The organism is Indolivaga capnocytophagoides DSM 22835, from assembly GCF_000426485.1.
Classification (GTDB): Bacteria; Bacteroidota; Bacteroidia; order Bacteroidales; family Dysgonomonadaceae; genus Dysgonomonas_A; species Dysgonomonas_A capnocytophagoides.
Map to the genome: position 1 here is coordinate 82,133 of NZ_AUFL01000012.1, position 15,490 is coordinate 97,622.

Annotated in this window: 16 protein-coding genes; 3 read left to right on the top strand and 13 right to left on the bottom strand. The window is 36.8% G+C overall.

What is annotated here, in order from left to right; all coding sequences use genetic code 11:
- Positions 1–42: 42 nt before the first annotated feature.
- The 6 genes from gldD to K322_RS0107120 form a co-directional block, all read right to left on the bottom strand.
- Complete coding sequence (gene gldD / locus K322_RS18850) at positions 43–648, bottom strand: gliding motility lipoprotein GldD (RefSeq protein ID WP_035331649.1); 606 nt, start codon at positions 646–648, stop codon at positions 43–45.
- A 98-nt stretch (positions 649–746) separates the two neighbouring features.
- Positions 747–1,214, bottom strand: a complete 468-nt coding sequence (locus K322_RS0107100) for a single-stranded DNA-binding protein (protein ID WP_026626259.1) — start codon at positions 1,212–1,214, stop codon at positions 747–749.
- 86 nt (positions 1,215–1,300) lie between these two features.
- Entirely contained in the window at positions 1,301–1,834 is a 534-nt protein-coding gene (locus K322_RS0107105) for a mechanosensitive ion channel domain-containing protein (RefSeq protein WP_035331598.1), read from the bottom strand.
- A 198-nt stretch (positions 1,835–2,032) separates the two neighbouring features.
- Positions 2,033–2,539, bottom strand: coding sequence for a ferritin (locus K322_RS0107110; protein ID WP_026626261.1), 507 nt, complete (start codon positions 2,537–2,539; stop codon positions 2,033–2,035).
- A gap of 121 nt (positions 2,540–2,660) precedes the next feature.
- On the bottom strand, positions 2,661–3,416 hold the full coding sequence (locus K322_RS0107115) for a TPM domain-containing protein (RefSeq protein WP_026626262.1): 756 nt from the start codon (positions 3,414–3,416) through the stop codon (positions 2,661–2,663).
- An 86-nt stretch (positions 3,417–3,502) separates the two neighbouring features.
- Positions 3,503–4,084: a LemA family protein gene (locus K322_RS0107120; RefSeq protein ID WP_026626263.1), complete on the bottom strand. Its 582-nt coding sequence runs from the start codon at positions 4,082–4,084 to the stop codon at positions 3,503–3,505.
- Between the two features lie 735 nt (positions 4,085–4,819).
- Here K322_RS0107120 and K322_RS0107125 point away from each other — a divergent pair.
- Genes K322_RS0107125 through K322_RS0107135 form a run of 3 tightly spaced genes read left to right on the top strand, consistent with a single transcriptional unit; the run spans position 4,820 to position 7,454 of the window.
- Positions 4,820–5,413 carry a hypothetical protein gene (locus K322_RS0107125; RefSeq protein WP_026626264.1) on the top strand — a complete coding sequence of 198 codons (594 nt, stop codon included), beginning with the start codon at positions 4,820–4,822 and terminating at the stop codon, positions 5,411–5,413.
- A gap of 11 nt (positions 5,414–5,424) precedes the next feature.
- On the top strand, positions 5,425–6,870 hold the full coding sequence (locus K322_RS0107130) for a PKD domain-containing protein (protein ID WP_035331605.1): 1,446 nt from the start codon (positions 5,425–5,427) through the stop codon (positions 6,868–6,870).
- Between the two features lie 2 nt (positions 6,871–6,872).
- On the top strand, positions 6,873–7,454 hold the full coding sequence (locus tag K322_RS0107135) for a hypothetical protein (RefSeq protein WP_157279394.1): 582 nt from the start codon (positions 6,873–6,875) through the stop codon (positions 7,452–7,454).
- Positions 7,455–7,576: 122 nt separating this feature from the next.
- Here K322_RS0107135 and dnaA read toward each other — a convergent pair whose 3' ends face one another.
- From dnaA to K322_RS0107170, 7 genes are all read right to left on the bottom strand, one after another.
- Positions 7,577–8,977, bottom strand: coding sequence for a chromosomal replication initiator protein DnaA (dnaA, locus tag K322_RS0107140; protein ID WP_026626267.1), 1,401 nt, complete (start codon positions 8,975–8,977; stop codon positions 7,577–7,579).
- Positions 8,978–9,275: 298 nt separating this feature from the next.
- Positions 9,276–10,169 (bottom strand): MlaD family protein, encoded by an 894-nt coding sequence (locus K322_RS0107145; protein ID WP_026626268.1) that lies wholly within the window; start codon positions 10,167–10,169, stop codon positions 9,276–9,278.
- Positions 10,170–10,282: 113 nt separating this feature from the next.
- The gene (locus K322_RS0107150; protein ID WP_026626269.1) at positions 10,283–11,647 is read right to left on the bottom strand and encodes an N-acetylmuramoyl-L-alanine amidase; all 1,365 of its coding nucleotides are present in this window, start codon (positions 11,645–11,647) and stop codon (positions 10,283–10,285) included.
- 187 nt (positions 11,648–11,834) lie between these two features.
- Positions 11,835–12,842 (bottom strand): 2-hydroxyacid dehydrogenase, encoded by a 1,008-nt coding sequence (locus K322_RS0107155; protein WP_026626270.1) that lies wholly within the window; start codon positions 12,840–12,842, stop codon positions 11,835–11,837.
- Between the two features lie 319 nt (positions 12,843–13,161).
- A complete protein-coding gene (gene rny, locus K322_RS0107160) occupies positions 13,162–14,691 on the bottom strand; it encodes a ribonuclease Y (RefSeq protein WP_026626271.1) in 1,530 nt (509 codons plus the stop codon).
- Between the two features lie 141 nt (positions 14,692–14,832).
- Positions 14,833–15,135 (bottom strand): cell division protein ZapA, encoded by a 303-nt coding sequence (locus K322_RS0107165; protein WP_026626272.1) that lies wholly within the window; start codon positions 15,133–15,135, stop codon positions 14,833–14,835.
- 11 nt (positions 15,136–15,146) lie between these two features.
- Complete coding sequence (locus tag K322_RS0107170; RefSeq protein ID WP_026626273.1) at positions 15,147–15,443, bottom strand: hypothetical protein; 297 nt, start codon at positions 15,441–15,443, stop codon at positions 15,147–15,149.
- Positions 15,444–15,490: the final 47 nt, after the last annotated feature.

Below are 15,490 nucleotides of genomic sequence, written 5' to 3' on the forward strand. Positions count from 1 at the left end.
TTGATTGTAGCCGTACGGATGAGCCAGTCTCTGAAGTACGGCTTATTTTATGAAATGAGACCATGATAAGGTTTCCATTAAATGCTCAACATCTTTCCTTACCATTTCAGTGACCGGAGCAACCGAGTCTATATTTATCCGCTTAGTTCCGGATTCATAATACAGCGAGCCACGAAGAAAATTTGCAATACTGTCTGTTACATAAAACTGAATAGGTGTAGCCACATCTCCATGGATCTGATAAAGAATGCCTGAGACATTATTATCTTCACTTACATATTGCTGCTGATCAATGCCGTCAGCCATCGAAACATGACTGTATACCAAGTGATGATTATCTTCCAGTGCTTTCGCCAGACCATCTTTTTTTAATGGTAGATAAGTACAATGGATTACAGCATTATAAGAGGGGTATGATATATCGAACCATAACTCGGAATCGCTTCTTCCGCTACTTGATATCTGTATTTTTGCTAAATTGGAATGAAATAGTAAAAACCGATCAAACTGGTATTCACTGTAGTTATAAATCGGTATCTCAATACGCCCATACTCTACGAACTTGGGTACAGGTGCTCTATTATTGCACCCTGTAAATACAAATAATAAGAATAAAAAAAATGCAGATAAGGTTACAGACCTTTTCATTGATTTTATAAACATAACAGCAACAGATCGTTATATTTCCGGAGTATCATTAAATATTTTTTATTATTTAACAACTTACCTGCATTTTTACATCAAAATCAGAATGGTAAATCATCCACTTCATCTGCTGATGTTTGTTGCGGTGTACTCATTGATTGTGAAGACGACTGACTCTGTCCCATTGGAGCTTGCTGTCCAAAAGACGAACCGGAAGCATCTGACATACCTTCGCCACGTTTTCCCAACAATTCCATATTGTCGGCATATATCTCTACAACATAACGTTTCACCCCATTCTGATCGTCATACGAACGGGTTCTGATACGTCCTTCGATATATAATTGAGTGCCTTTCTTTACAAATTGCTCCGCTACTTTAGCAAGACCTCTCCAACATACAATGTTATGCCACTCGGTACGGTCGGGCACTTGTGTTCCGTTTGCTGCGGTGTATCCCCGTTCGGTTGTGGCAAGAGGGAAATTCACTACTGCACTTCCATTATCAAAATATCTGATATCCGGATCTTTTCCTACATTACCGACTAGTATTACTTTATTTACAGACATATAACTTATTGTATTATGGTATAAAACCTATTTTTATTCATTTCTTACAAGAGAACAAATATAAAAATATTTTTTCACATGATGGTTTATTCATCGCTTTCTTCCTCCCATGGATTAACCTGAAGAATCATCACTCCTTTTTGAAAAAATAAAGAATTAGGATACGAAACGATCTCTCCTTCTTTAGTCCTTAAATGAGTATGAAAAGCAAGAATGTCTTCGACTTTAGCATCAAACGGAATATCTTTATCTACAATACGGATATAATCTCCAATCTTGAACGGGGTTGTAAAAAAGATAATAATTCCGGCGGTAATATTGCTCAGCATCGACCACTGTGCAAACAAAGCCACGCCTATTACCGCGAATATTGAAGATAAAGCAACCAATAAGTTATGCGGATCAACTCCCCAGATAATAATCAATATGATAAAAGCAAGACAATTGACAGTCACTGCAAAAATACGGACAACCTGACCTGTTCGGTTTTCGGTTTTCCCTTTCATGAAAGCGTATTTTCTCAATACGGTTTTCGTTAAATGCCTTATCACAGGAGTAGCGACCAATACTGAAATAGTAGCTACAATCTGCACAAAATATTCATTTATAATATCCATCATATACTTAACTCTTTTATCAGAAATAAGGTCTCAGTCCTTTTTATTGTCCATCCAAACATAACAGCAACAGCCTGTTATTCATTTAAAATACGACTTTAATACTTCCTATTATTTAAAAAGGACAGATTAATCAATCCATCCTTTTTACTATTATCTATTTATAAACTCGTTTACTGATAAATAAACAGGTCTCATACTTTAGAAAGAAAGTGGAGAATATTTTCTCGATTTCAGTTCTTTATCAAGAGTATATATACCGAAGCCGTTATCTTTGATCATTTCAAGGCTGTCGATATATTCCTGTGCAGTTTCTTCTTCTTCAACTTGTTCGTCGATAAACCACTTCAACATAGATCCGGTAGCATAATCTTTTTCTTCATTAGCTAATGTCATCAGATTATCGATCAGTGCTGTCACATGTTTTTCGTGAGCCAACGCAGCTTTAAATGCATCGATCGGCGAAGCCCATGAATGAGGCACTTCTTTAATAGGCAGGATAGTTACTTCACCACCTCTGGACACTATATAATCGAAAAATCTCATAGCATGATCATTTTCTTCCAAAGCCTGCACTTTGAACCAATTAGCAAAGCCTGATTTACCTTCTTTAGCAAAATGAGCCGACATAGAAAGGTATAAATAACCAGACCAAAACTCTGCATTAATTTGCTTATTTAATGCTTCTTCTACTTTCTTACTTAACATAATGACGAATTTTGTAATTTAATAATATTTTGACTTATGACATTTACAAAGATATACGATTTCAAATAAAAGACACATTCGTTTTCTTTCAAAAGGTCTATCATTATATCGAAAAAATCTATTACCAGCTACGTCCTGCTCCGCCGCCGCCAAAGCTTCCGCCACCGCCGCCGCCGAAGCCTCCTCGTGACCCGCCACCAAAACTTCCACCGCCAAATCCACCGATAATCGGGGGAAAGAATCCACCTCCGGAGGAACGATTTCCACGATTATTGCGATTGATTTTACTCATGAAATAAATAAACAGCAGAATTAATATCACACTGATGACCGTTTCGGTTGTACCCGGTCCTTCGTCTTCTTCCGGATCAGCCTGAAATTGTCCGGACAAATAATTAATCATTGCCTGTACCGCATCTTTTGTCCCTGTATAATAATCGTTCTGACGAAATGAAGGTATCATATAATTATCTATAATACGACCAACACGAGCATCGTTGAGCTTTTCTTCGAGGCCATAACCTGTAGCGATAAAAACATCACCACGGCTATTACCGATCTTAGGCTTTATCAGTATCACCGCTCCGTTATTTTTGCTTTTCTGACCTATACCCCATTTTTCACCCAAGCGGAAAGCATAATCAGATGCAGCATATCCACCCAAATCTTTAACCGAAACCACATATATCTGGGTTGAAGTTGAGTCGTTGTAATCAAGCAGCATTTTTTCGAGTTTGGCTTTCTCCTCATTACTGAATATTCCGGCAAAATCATTTACTAAACGAGGCGGAGACATCGGTTCGGGAATATCCTGTCCGAAAACAACAGCCGGAAACAGGAATACAAACAGGAGCATTATTGAACGAATAATCTTCATAATCAATAAATTCAATGATATGCAATAGGTTCGACATATTTCTGCGTGTCGAACCTATCTTTTAAGTAACAAATAGATCTATGACCTTAGAACTCAACTTTAGGAGCTGTCTGGCTACCTGCTTCAGCTTCGAAATATCCTTTCTTGGTAAATCCGAACCATCCCGCCCATATAGTCTGAGGAAACTGTCTGATATACTGATTGTAATCTTTTACGATCTCATTATATTTATTTCTCTCTACTGATATGCGATTTTCTGTCCCGGCCAACTCATCCTGCAAAGCCAGAAAGTTTTGATTCGCTTTCAGATCCGGATATTGCTCCTGAACCATAAGCAGTTTACCTAAGGCAGCACTCAGTTGTCCTTGAGCCTGTTGATATTTTTGTATATTTTCTTCGGTCAGATCATCGGCATTAACGGTTACCTGTGTAGCTTTAGCACGGGCTTCCACCACTTCTTTCAATGTATTTTCCTCGTGCGAGGCATACCCTTTCACTGTAGAAACAAGATTTGGAATCAAATCGGCACGACGCTGGTAAGCGTTCTGGACTTGTCCCCATTGAGCAGAAGAAGCCTCCTGTTTGTCAACCATTGAGTTGTATGAACAACTGGAAAATAAGACTGAAATGAAAACAGCCAAAAGCAAAACAATATTAGTTCTTTTCATGTATCTTTATGTTTTAATAATTGATTAAAATTAGTAATCTTTTTTTCTTATCAGAACTTGTTGCCCCAATTATTTATATAAACCTTATAAAATAAGTAACAGAAAGCATTTAATGTGTATATTCATATTGGTTAAACACACAACAATAAAACTTGTTTATTTTAGCTTTCATTTTTCCAAAAATCACTCATATCATCCTTATTTTTAGCTTTTATGATAAGCTCAACTAAGCCACTTTATTAAATTTTATATATATTTGCCATTGAAATCAATCTATTGATATATATCCATGTTCTATTTTTTCACATATACAAACACCCAAAACAACTTAAATTTTAACAATTTAGGCTTGGCTGTGTCGTGTGAAATATTAGAGAGAGAGAGAGAGAGAGAGAGAGAGAGAGAGAGAGAGAGAGAGACGCATCTAGCGTAACTAATAATTTTTTTAACAAAACAAAATTTCCATTGTGTCAAAATGATGCAATCCGATTTTTTGCGTACATACCTCAAATAATATATACCAAATTATACTTAAACCGGCTCGACAGCTTATTTAAAGCAGTCTTGTTTTTTTTTTATTGTCGTTCTGAATCTGCTTTAAGCATACGATTGTCCGACAGCAGGTTGACATGTGCAGTAAGATGCAGAGAGTGCATTTTACTGCTTTTTTCATCGCTAAAAAACTCGATCAATATAAGTAACAACAAGGTCTACGACCACATCAATCAAACAACAATGAAAAAAATTTTCGCACTTATGCTCAATTTTACAGTTGTAGCAACATTATCAGCACAGATAGGCATCAACACTCAAACACCTGATGCCAGTGCAGCTTTAGATGTAGTAAGTACAGACAAAGGGATGCTGATTCCCCGAATGACTACTGCTCAAAAAACAGCGATCTCAACTCCTGCTGAAGGGTTGATAGTATATGACACAACTCTAAAATGTATTTCACAGAATGCAGGAACAACGACCTCTCCTGCTTGGGTTTGCCTGTCGTCAGTAGATGCGCAGAATATCTCTTTTTATATGCCATCCATTGCTATTGACGCTTCTTCTGTAGCTTCCGGGCAAACCCTCGATCTGTATGAAGAATATAAAAAACAGTTTTCGGGAGCAACTCCTAGCCAATTCGCAAAGAGTACAGGTGCCCCTTCAACCATTCCATATTATCCGACTGCTGACAGTCTATACTATTACATCACTTATTACGATAATAATATTCTAAATATTAATAGCATTGATGCAAACGGAAAGGTATTGTACGATGTTTTGGCTGAAGCCGAGTATAGTTCTTTTATCACTGTTGTGTTTGTTATCAAATAAATTAAAAAATCATGAAGAGAATATTAATATGGAACTTTATGTCTCTATTATTTATAATGAACATACAAGCCCAAAAAGAAATGAATTGGTGGTATTTTGGATCATATGCAGGATTAAATTTCGGATCTACCAATAATGTGGTATCAAAAGAAGGATTACAAACTGCCAAAATGCCCACTACACTAAGAGGTCCGATCTCCACAAATGAGGGCTGTTTTACATTATCTGATGTAGAAGGTAATTTGTTAATGTCTTCGGATGGGATGACTGTTTATAATAAAAACAATGTAACGATGGATTCGGGTACAGGTTTGTTTGGAGATCCGTCAGCCACACAATCAGGGATTGTAGTACCTATGCCCGGAAATTCAGATCGATATTACATTTTTACAGTAAATGCTGTGACCGGATATCCGTACGGAATCTGTTATTCGATAGTAGACCTAAGCCTTAATGATGGGCTAGGTAAAGTAATCTCTAAAAATACGAATATACGGCCAGGCTATACTTGTGAAAATATTGCCTCTGCGGCAAAAGCTGATGGTAGCGGATATTGGTTAGTGAATAGAACATTCGGAAACTTCTTGGTGTGGGATATTACAGCTTCAGGGATAACCGGCCCGAATATATATCCTTCCAACTTTTCTGATACCTCTATAGGACCTTATGCCGGTGAAATAAGATTTTCTCCCGACAATACAAAAATTATCAACACTACATATTGGAGTGGAGCAATCATTTCTGCCGATTTCGATCCTATAACAGGTATTATATCTAATGCGATAGTATCTACAGGGCATGCAAGTCCTTACGGAATAGAATTCTCGCCTTCAGGAGAATATCTTTATATTGGAGGAGAAGGTGCTCTCGGTTCTAAAATATCATGGGATGACTTACGACTCAATAAAGTTTCGACGAAGATGTCAATGTATGCTATCAATTGGAAATTAGGTCCTGATAAGAGGATATATGGAATACGATCATCAACTCGCCATCTTTATGTAATAATGGATCCCGACAAAGGAGGAAATGATATACGAATATTTGAAAATTATTTGCTCTCCGGAACTAGTTCTGTGTATGGATTACCCAATTTTCCAGCCTCATTTTTCCAAAAATCACAAATGCCGGATTTTAAATGTACTTCATACATCAGCACATTCAATCTCGAAATTACTGCATTAGGATCGGAAGCACCTAAAACCCTTGAATGGAATTTTGGTGATGGATCTCCGGTAGTTACAGAAATAGTAAGCAGTGGTACGGCAACCTATACACAACACCACACCTATTCTTCGCTAGGTGTATATACAATAGAAGTAACCCCTAAAAAGGCTGATGGAAGTATGTTATCTAAAACTACCCACAAAATAAAAATTGCAGATTGCGTAATCAAAACCAATCGGGCTATAAGACATGATCTGCAAAATTCAATCACGATTAATCTCAATAGATAAATATGAAAAAATATATTTGGTTAATAATATTACCCTTTATGTGGATTAATAATACGATGTTGTATGCACAAATAGGAATTAATACAGAGTCTCCCAATCAGACTTCCGTATTAGATATTACATCCTCAAATAAAGGGCTTCTTATACCTCGTATGTCGAACAACGAAAAAACTGCAATAACATCTCCGGCTGCCGGGCTATTGGTATATGATACTGATCTGAAATGTATCTCTCAGAATATCGGAAGTACAGCTTCACCCAAATGGACATGCCTCACTCGATATAACAGACACTTCTTTCTGATGCCTTCCATTAATATTGAGACTTCTGTTGTAGGAACAACTCACACTATAGATCTGTATCAACAGTATAAAAGTCAGTTTGCATCTCCTTTATATAAGAGCCTTGGCGCTCCTGTCAATATACCCGTATTCGGATCGGAACAATTGTACTTCTATATCACCTATTTTGATAAAAATATTCTTGATATTAAGGATATAGATCACACGGGAAAAATGACATATACAATAAAAAAGAAAGCAAACTGGGACACTTATATGAATATCATCTTTGTTATTAGATAAATAAGTCATTATCTAATAACAAAACGATGAACATATGCTTCTGGTTATCAAAAAACTTAGACAAAATAAATAAGGCATCTCCTATCAGAGATGCCTTATTTATTTTATGATAATAACCTAGATTATTTTTTCAATATTTTTTCTATTTCGTCCAAATCATCCCTGAACGATTTATCAACTTGAAGCTGATCTTTCACTGTTTTGCAGGCATGTAATACGGTAGCATGATTTTTTTTACCTATAACAGCCCCGATCTGTGCCAAAGACATTTCTGTATACAATTTTGACAAATACATAGCAACCTGACGAGCCTGTACGATTTCTCTTTTACGAGATGCTGTTTGCAGTAATTCTGTTTTTATATTAAAGTGCTTGCACACAACTTCAGAGATGCTGTCTACAGTAAGCTTCTTTTTCTCAATCTTACGAATTGCCTGCCCTATTACCCTTTTGGCCAAAGCCATATCCACTTCTTTGTTGTAGATAACCGAGTAAGCCATCAAAGAAACGATAATACCTTCCAGATCACGGACATTCTCAGTTACATTATCTGCTATAAAAGTGATAACGTCTTCGGGTATAGAAAGACCATCCTGCAGAATCTTATTTTTAAGAATCTTAGTTCTCAATTCAAAATCGGGATTCTCCAATCGAGTTGTTAATCCCCATCTGAATCTTGTCAATAAACGCTCTTCAACACCCTGCAATTCAGCCGGAGCTTTATCTGATGTAAGAATAAGCTGTTTATTATTCTGATGTAAGTGATTAAATATATGGAAGAATGTATTTTGTGTTTTTTCCAATCCAGCCAACTCCTGAATATCATCTATAATAAGGACATCTATTCCCTGATAAAAGTTGATAAAATCATTTACTGTATTGAAACGGGTTGCATCAGTATATTGCACCTTAAATAAGTGAGCCGAAACGTATAGCACCTTTTTATCAGGAAACTGATCAAGAATGCGTGTACCTATAGCGTGACATAAGTGAGTTTTTCCGACACCTGATGTCCCATGCAAGAACAACGGACTGAAAGCTGTTTTACCCGGATTATTTGCGATTGTTTCACCAGCTGTTCTAGCCAGTTTATTGCTGACACCTTCAAAGAAATTACCAAAAGTGTATTTTGGGTTCAGTTGAGAATCAAAGTCCGTAGGAACAACTTTCTGAAAAGGATTAGGAATCTTATTCGCTTGCTTTGGTGTAATTTTTTCCACACTCAAAGACTTAGCATCTCCACGGTAATCAACATGGGTATTTGTTGTATTTTCAACAAGAATCCTATAGTTAAGAATAGTCTCTTTTCCTATCTCACGATGAAGTGTCATCCGTAACAGGTCTACGAATTTATCTTCTAAATACTCATAGAAAAATTGGCTTGGCACCTGTATCGTAAACACATTCCTTTCATACGAATGTGGTACAATAGGTGAAAACCATGTTTGAAACGTAATATCAGATACGTTATCTTTTATTACATTCAGACACTTATTCCATAAAATATTTACATTATTATTCATCGCTAAAAATCGGTAGTTCTATTTTTGTTTTCCTCTTAACTATTATTGTAATGCAAATTTTGGAAATAAATTCAGTTTAAACAAATCGGAATAAATTTGCATTTTTAAATACATTATAACACTTTCATTTTCAGCAAGATAAATAAATAGATAATTCTACCTATCTAAGCTTTTAAAGTTCAAGCATTTAAGGTATTTTATCTATAAATACCCAAAGTATAAACCATAAATACCTTGCTGTTAAGAAGTAGTTACAGTTTTTTATTATTTAGAAAGATTCTAAATAAGGATGCTTTTATCAAAAGACTTTTACATTAATATACTTGGATGGATTTTCTTTTACATCCTTCAATAGTAATGAGGCATTGCCCATAGTTGACACAAGGCTATCATACAATTGTCTGTCATTCATCAACAGACCTACAGAATTATCTTTACTGTTCAGTTTATTGGTAAGAGCCTGTATGTTTTGTAAAGTAGAGTCTATCGATTGATAAGACTTCTGAAAGTCCATTGTTTTAAACTGTCCTGATACCTGAGCCAAATCAGATGACACAGTAGTCATATTATTAGCCAATTTAGGAATATCTTTATTCATGACAGTCATCATCTGATTTAATTGTCTCGAAGCTGTAGTAAGTTCTGATGTAATAACATTTACATTTTGCAATGATTGAGCTAATGCAGGATTAGTCACAAGCAACTGTACTCCTGATAAAATCGAATCTATCTTAGGGATAAGATTTCCAACCTGAGGCAGCACAGTTTGGCTCATCGACTCCATCATACCCAACTGACGGATACCGGGAATACGATCAGATGAAGTATACAATTCCTGAGTTTCGGGATTCTTATCGATTATCACAGTAGCTGATCCCATCAACGATACATCAAGTTTGATCTTACTACCTTTCGTTATTTTCACGCCTTTATCTAAGTTTAAAACAACCGCCACTTTATTCTCCTCTTGCTGGTCTAGCTCCATGGAATACACAAGCCCTACCTGATAACCATTCAGAATAACAGGAGACGACAATGTCAACCCTGTCACATCATCAAAAACGACAGTATAGGAGTTAGCCGGTTTGAAGATATTGATACCTTTCAGAAAATTAATTCCGGTATACAGCAAGAACAGAGCTACAACAAAACCTATTCCGATTTTTACTTCTTTCGAAAACATTTTTTTCATATAAATTTTCTATTGAGGTCGCAGACCTATTTATTATTCTTTTTTGACATCAGACTATTCACTCCTGTTACAACGATAGTCGAATATCTTTTTACTTTTTCAAAAACAGTATTTTACTTGACCCGAACATTATCCCTGAAACGAACAATGAAAGCATCTCCGAACTTCTTCTTAGCCTCTTTCAACAGAGTTGCGGCCTCAGCTTCACTTGTTGTAGAGCCGTATGTATATTTATATACACCACCATCCTGATATGAATCAACCGGAGACAAACCTTTAAAGGCAGCAGCATTTTTCGGTAGTTTTGTACTTCCGGTCATAAATTGCACCCGATACTCCAGAGCTCCGGCAGCAACTTTAGCTGTAGATGTCTTTGACCCTTTCGGGGTTATCACCTGTACATCTTTTTGCACAGGCTTATCTTCTGTTACAGCTTTCGATGCTTTGGGTTTTACAGATTCAGCTTTCGGAGTTTCTACTTTTGATTTTTTACTATTATCGACAGGCAGATCTTCGACCTTATTATTTTTAGAAACAAACAATGGCTTAGATGCAGGAGATTCACTTTTTGCGACTGTATCTTTTAATGTTTTAGAGGATAAAGGCACTGTTACCGGCTTTGTATCTTCTATGCGTTCTTTCTCTTTTTCGGGTCTGGTCGTTTCTTTTTTAGGAGCTTCCGCAATAGAGCCTGAAGTACGGCCTTGCTTTTTATCGAAATCTTTTTTATATTTTTCCAATCCCGAATAGATGGCACTCGCCATAGCTCTCTGCCCGATTGATGAGGATAAATATTTAGCTTCTGCCGGATTGTTTATAAACCCCAGCTCTATCAGAACACTCGGCATACCCGATTCTCTCAGCACAAGAAATCCGGCTTGCAAGACTCCCCTATCGACCCTTTTTGCAACTTTAGAAAAACCGCTTTGTACCTGAGTCGCAAATTGCAGGCTTTGCTCCATGTATTTATCAGTCATAAATTCGAAAATAATATTCGATTCGGGAGAGTTCGGATCGAACCCTTCGTAACGTTTATTATAATTATCTTCAAGAAGAATTACAGAGTTTTCACGCTTTGCCACGGCTAAGTTTTCCTCGCTTCGCGCCAACCCAAGAATATAGGTATCTGCTCCTGATGCCGTTGTTGTTTTCGCAGCAGTAGAATTGGTATGGATAGATATAAACAAATTCGCTTTCGCCTTATTTGCAATATCGGCACGCTTATACAAATCAACAAATACATCGGATTTGCGGGTATAAATAACTTTTACATCATTCATATTGCTCTCTATAAGCTTACCCAAAGCCTGAGCTACTTTCAGATTTATTTCTTTTTCCTTATATGTACCTCTTATGGCACCACCGTCTTTACCTCCGTGTCCGGCATCTATTACAACAATAAATTTATCAGCTGAAACAAGTGTAAAGTTTAAGCTCACAAACAGCAACAACGTGCAAATTAAAGTTATTCTTCTCATATCAAGTTTATGAAAGCAGATTGAAAACTTTTTCTTTCTAAAACAATCCTACGGCAACAAAAGTATTTAATGACGGATTCCGAATAAATAATGATATTTTTTTTTCAATACCATCAACTAACAGATCTTCTCCTTTAGAGTTCCCGGCTATTGTTTATAATCTCCTTTTTATTTATATATCCCTTTATTATTTAGCTTGGTGTACAACTTCATTTTTAAGCTCTTTTCCGGCAAAAAAGTCAGCAACATTATTCATTGTTGTATTTGCGATATTCGACATAGCTTCTTCTGTAAAGAATGCCTGATGTGAAGTTACAATTACATTATTAAATGAAAGCAGGCGAGCCAGAACATCATCCGTTAATACGCTATCCGAACAATCTTCATAAAAATAGGCTCCTTCTTCCTCATATACATCAAGACCGGCATATCCGATCTTCCTGCTGATAAGTCCATCAATCAGGTGTTTTGTGTGGATCAGTTTTCCACGTCCGGTATTAATGATCATCACTCCATCTTTCATTTTTGCGATAGAATCCTCACAGATCATATATTCGGTTTCTTTAGTCAAAGGACAATGCAGAGTTATAACATCGGCATTCGTATATATTTCATCCAACGTTGCATATTTAATATCATTCTTGGCTGCAAATTCATGATCAGGATAAAGATCATAAGCAAGAATTTTCATACCTAGACCTTTTAATACCCCAATAACAGTTTTTCCGATTTTACCTGTACCAATTACTCCCACAGTTTTTTCATACATATCAAAACCAAGGAATCCGTTCAGTGAGAAATTCCAATCACGTGTACGCAGAAAAGCCCGGTGTACCTTGCGATTTAGACATAACATCAAAGCTAATGTATGTTCGGCAATCGCATGCGGCGAATAATCGGGAACTCTTACTACTTTGATCTTTCCGGCAGCATATGCGATATCGACATTGTTAAACCCTGCACAACGTAAGGCGATCAGTTTCACCCCCATTTCGCATAGCTTATCTATCACATATTTATCCACATCTGCATTTACAAAGATACAAACGGCGTCTGCACCTCCTGCCAATATAACATTGTGTTTGTCCAGATGTTCTTTATGATATACAAGTTCATAGCCAAACTGCTGGTTTACTTTTTCGAAAGTGTCCTGATCGTAAGGTTTTGCGTCAAAAACCGCTATTTTATATGCCATAATATTACAATTTAGTTTAGTTCTCAGACTTTTCATCATTCTAGTTATCTAAACAATCTAAGCCTGTTATAAATCAAAATAGATTCTTTTTTATATTTGAAATTGAAATAATTCATACAAAAATAAGAAAATATGCTTTAAAATATAATTTTAAGCACCTATCCCCTCCGTTTATGTCGAAAAATAAGAGTATATTTTATTATAACCGCTTAACATAAATAAAAGAACTACACAAAAATAACAGCAAAATATGTAGTTTGTTTATAAAACAAAGAGATTCTTCAACGAAGAACCTCTTTATCCAATATATATTTAACTTTTATTTAGCAAAACTTACAGATCGGGTTTCCCTGATAACGGTAATCTTAACCTGACCGGGATAAGTCATTTCGTCTTGTATCCGTTTAGCAATTTCTCCCGAAAGCTTTTCGGTTTCAACATCATCAACTTTATCTGCACCAACGATAACACGAAGTTCACGTCCGGCCTGAATAGCATAAGTTTTCAAAACTCCCGGATAAGACATCGCCAATTGTTCAAGGTCATTCAAACGCTTGATGTAAGCTTCTACAATTTCGCGGCGAGCTCCCGGACGTGCTCCGGAAATAGCATCACACACTTGAACGATAGGAGCCAGCAGACTGGTCATTTCTATTTCATCGTGGTGAGCACCGATCGCATTACAGATATCCGGTTTTTCTTTGTATTTTTCAGCCAGTTTCATACCAAGCAATGCGTGTGGCAATTCCGGTTCGTCATCAGGCACTTTACCTATATCGTGCAACAGACCTGCACGTTTAGCCTTTTTCACATTCAAGCCTAGTTCGGCAGCCATTATCGCACAAAGATTGGCTGTTTCCCGGGCATGCTGCAATAAGTTTTGTCCGTAAGACGAACGGTATTTCATCTTACCGATAAGACGTATCATTTCAGGATGCAGTCCATGTATACCCAAGTCGATAGCAGTACGCTTACCGGTTTCTATAATTTCTTCTTCGATTTGTTTTCTTACTTTCGATACAACCTCTTCGATTCTAGCCGGATGGATACGACCATCAGCGACCAATTGATGAAGAGCCAGGCGGGCAATCTCACGTCTCACAGGATCAAATCCGGAGATAACAATAGCCTCAGGGGTATCATCTACTACGATTTCTACTCCGGTAGCAGCTTCCAATGCACGGATATTACGTCCTTCACGTCCGATAATACGTCCTTTTACCTCATCCGATTCAATATGGAATACAGTAATTGCATTTTCGATGGCAGTTTCAGTTGCCACACGTTGTATAGATTGTATTACAATTTTTTTAGCCTCTTTATTAGCCGTCATCTTAGCTTCTTCCATTATCTCGCTGATGTACGACTGAGCGTTGGTTTGAGCTTCATCTTTCAAAGCCTCTACCAATTTACCCTTGATTTCTTCTGCCGAAAGTCCCGAAAGAGCTTCGAGTCTTTCCACCTCTTGCTTATGCAATTTATCAAGGTCTTGTTTTTTCTTTTCTACGATTTCAAGCTGCGCATCCAGATTTTCTTTCACAACGTCTACTTCCGATTTACGGCGTTGCGCTTCTTCGATCTTCTGATTCAGCGTTTGTTCCCTCTGTTTTACTTTATTTTCAGCAACCTGCAGTTTTGAATTCCTGCTGTTTACTTGTTTTTCAAACTCGGCTTTCATTTGTAAAGCCTGTTCTTTTACTTCCAGTAATTTATTCTTCTTGATTACTTCGGCTTCACGTTCTGCTTCTTCAATACGACGCTTCACGTTCGCATTGGTTACAAAGTTAAGAACGAGCCAAGCGATAACAGCACCTGCCACTAAGCCTACTACTGCAAATATTATCTCCATATAGCTCTTTTTGTTTCACGTTAATTAAAAATACCCTTCAGGTATCGGTTTTATATAAAAAAAACTAATCAAAAACAACCGGAAATGCCGATCGTTCTCAATTAGTGCCAATTGATTTTACTATTTATTGATATTAGAAAACTATCTGTTTTGTCTCAAATACGTTTCCACTTCGTCTATCAAAGATTTCACCTTATCTTCAAAAAGCTTGTTTTTAGCTTCTAAAGCCTCTGTTTCGGACAATGCCTGAATGGCCGTCATAGCCAGATAGTCTTGCTCCAATAGGTTCTTCGAATCAGCCCCCGCGAAATGGATTCTATATTGATTGGTCTTCTTTTCAATAGCTACAGCTGCGTCCCTGAACTTTTGTTCATCCTTACGGTTTATCTTCAAACGATAAATCCGTTCCAGAATACGCAACGATATGATAAAACGCTCTCCCATTGCTCATCCTTTTATATTTTCAACAATGCAATGCATTTATCAACCTCTTGCACTAACTTATTCAACCTGTTTTTTGCTTCTTCAACACCATCACTTCCCGTTCCGGTAAGAGTGTTGGCAAACATCAGGTCATTGTATTTCTGGTTTAATTCTTCCAACACCGAACTAACACGATTTATCTCGCCATCTTTAGCTTCTAATCGAACCTTTAAACTCTGATTCTCGGCTTTCAGGGAATCACACAAATACATCAATTGATGCAGTCTGAGTTCAAGATCAGCGAGTAATTTCTCATGCTTTTCTGTCATAAACAATTAAATCAACACAAAAATACTGATATTTGCGAATAATCAAA

Excerpts from the sequence above, each read along its gene's own strand:
- K322_RS0107110 (WP_026626261.1), bottom strand. The coding sequence starts at position 2,539 with ATGTTAAGTAAGAAAGTAGAAGAAGCATTAAATAAGCAAATTAATGCA.
- K322_RS0107120 (WP_026626263.1), bottom strand. The coding sequence starts at position 4,084 with ATGAAAAGAACTAATATTGTTTTGCTTTTGGCTGTTTTCATTTCAGTC.
- K322_RS0107145 (WP_026626268.1), bottom strand. The coding sequence starts at position 10,169 with ATGAAAAAAATGTTTTCGAAAGAAGTAAAAATCGGAATAGGTTTTGTT.
- K322_RS0107155 (WP_026626270.1), bottom strand. The coding sequence starts at position 12,842 with ATGGCATATAAAATAGCGGTTTTTGACGCAAAACCTTACGATCAGGAC.
- K322_RS0107125 (WP_026626264.1), top strand. The coding sequence starts at position 4,820 with ATGAAAAAAATTTTCGCACTTATGCTCAATTTTACAGTTGTAGCAACA.
- dnaA (WP_026626267.1), bottom strand. The coding sequence starts at position 8,977 with ATGAATAATAATGTAAATATTTTATGGAATAAGTGTCTGAATGTAATA.
- K322_RS0107105 (WP_035331598.1), bottom strand. The coding sequence starts at position 1,834 with ATGATGGATATTATAAATGAATATTTTGTGCAGATTGTAGCTACTATT.
- K322_RS0107100 (WP_026626259.1), bottom strand. The coding sequence starts at position 1,214 with ATGTCTGTAAATAAAGTAATACTAGTCGGTAATGTAGGAAAAGATCCG.
- K322_RS0107170 (WP_026626273.1), bottom strand. The coding sequence starts at position 15,443 with ATGACAGAAAAGCATGAGAAATTACTCGCTGATCTTGAACTCAGACTG.
- rny (WP_026626271.1), bottom strand. The coding sequence starts at position 14,691 with ATGGAGATAATATTTGCAGTAGTAGGCTTAGTGGCAGGTGCTGTTATC.
- gldD (WP_035331649.1), bottom strand. The coding sequence starts at position 648 with ATGAAAAGGTCTGTAACCTTATCTGCATTTTTTTTATTCTTATTATTT.
- K322_RS0107165 (WP_026626272.1), bottom strand. The coding sequence starts at position 15,135 with ATGGGAGAGCGTTTTATCATATCGTTGCGTATTCTGGAACGGATTTAT.
- K322_RS0107135 (WP_157279394.1), top strand. The coding sequence starts at position 6,873 with ATGAAAAAATATATTTGGTTAATAATATTACCCTTTATGTGGATTAAT.
- K322_RS0107115 (WP_026626262.1), bottom strand. The coding sequence starts at position 3,416 with ATGAAGATTATTCGTTCAATAATGCTCCTGTTTGTATTCCTGTTTCCG.
- K322_RS0107150 (WP_026626269.1), bottom strand. The coding sequence starts at position 11,647 with ATGAGAAGAATAACTTTAATTTGCACGTTGTTGCTGTTTGTGAGCTTA.
- K322_RS0107130 (WP_035331605.1), top strand. The coding sequence starts at position 5,425 with ATGAAGAGAATATTAATATGGAACTTTATGTCTCTATTATTTATAATG.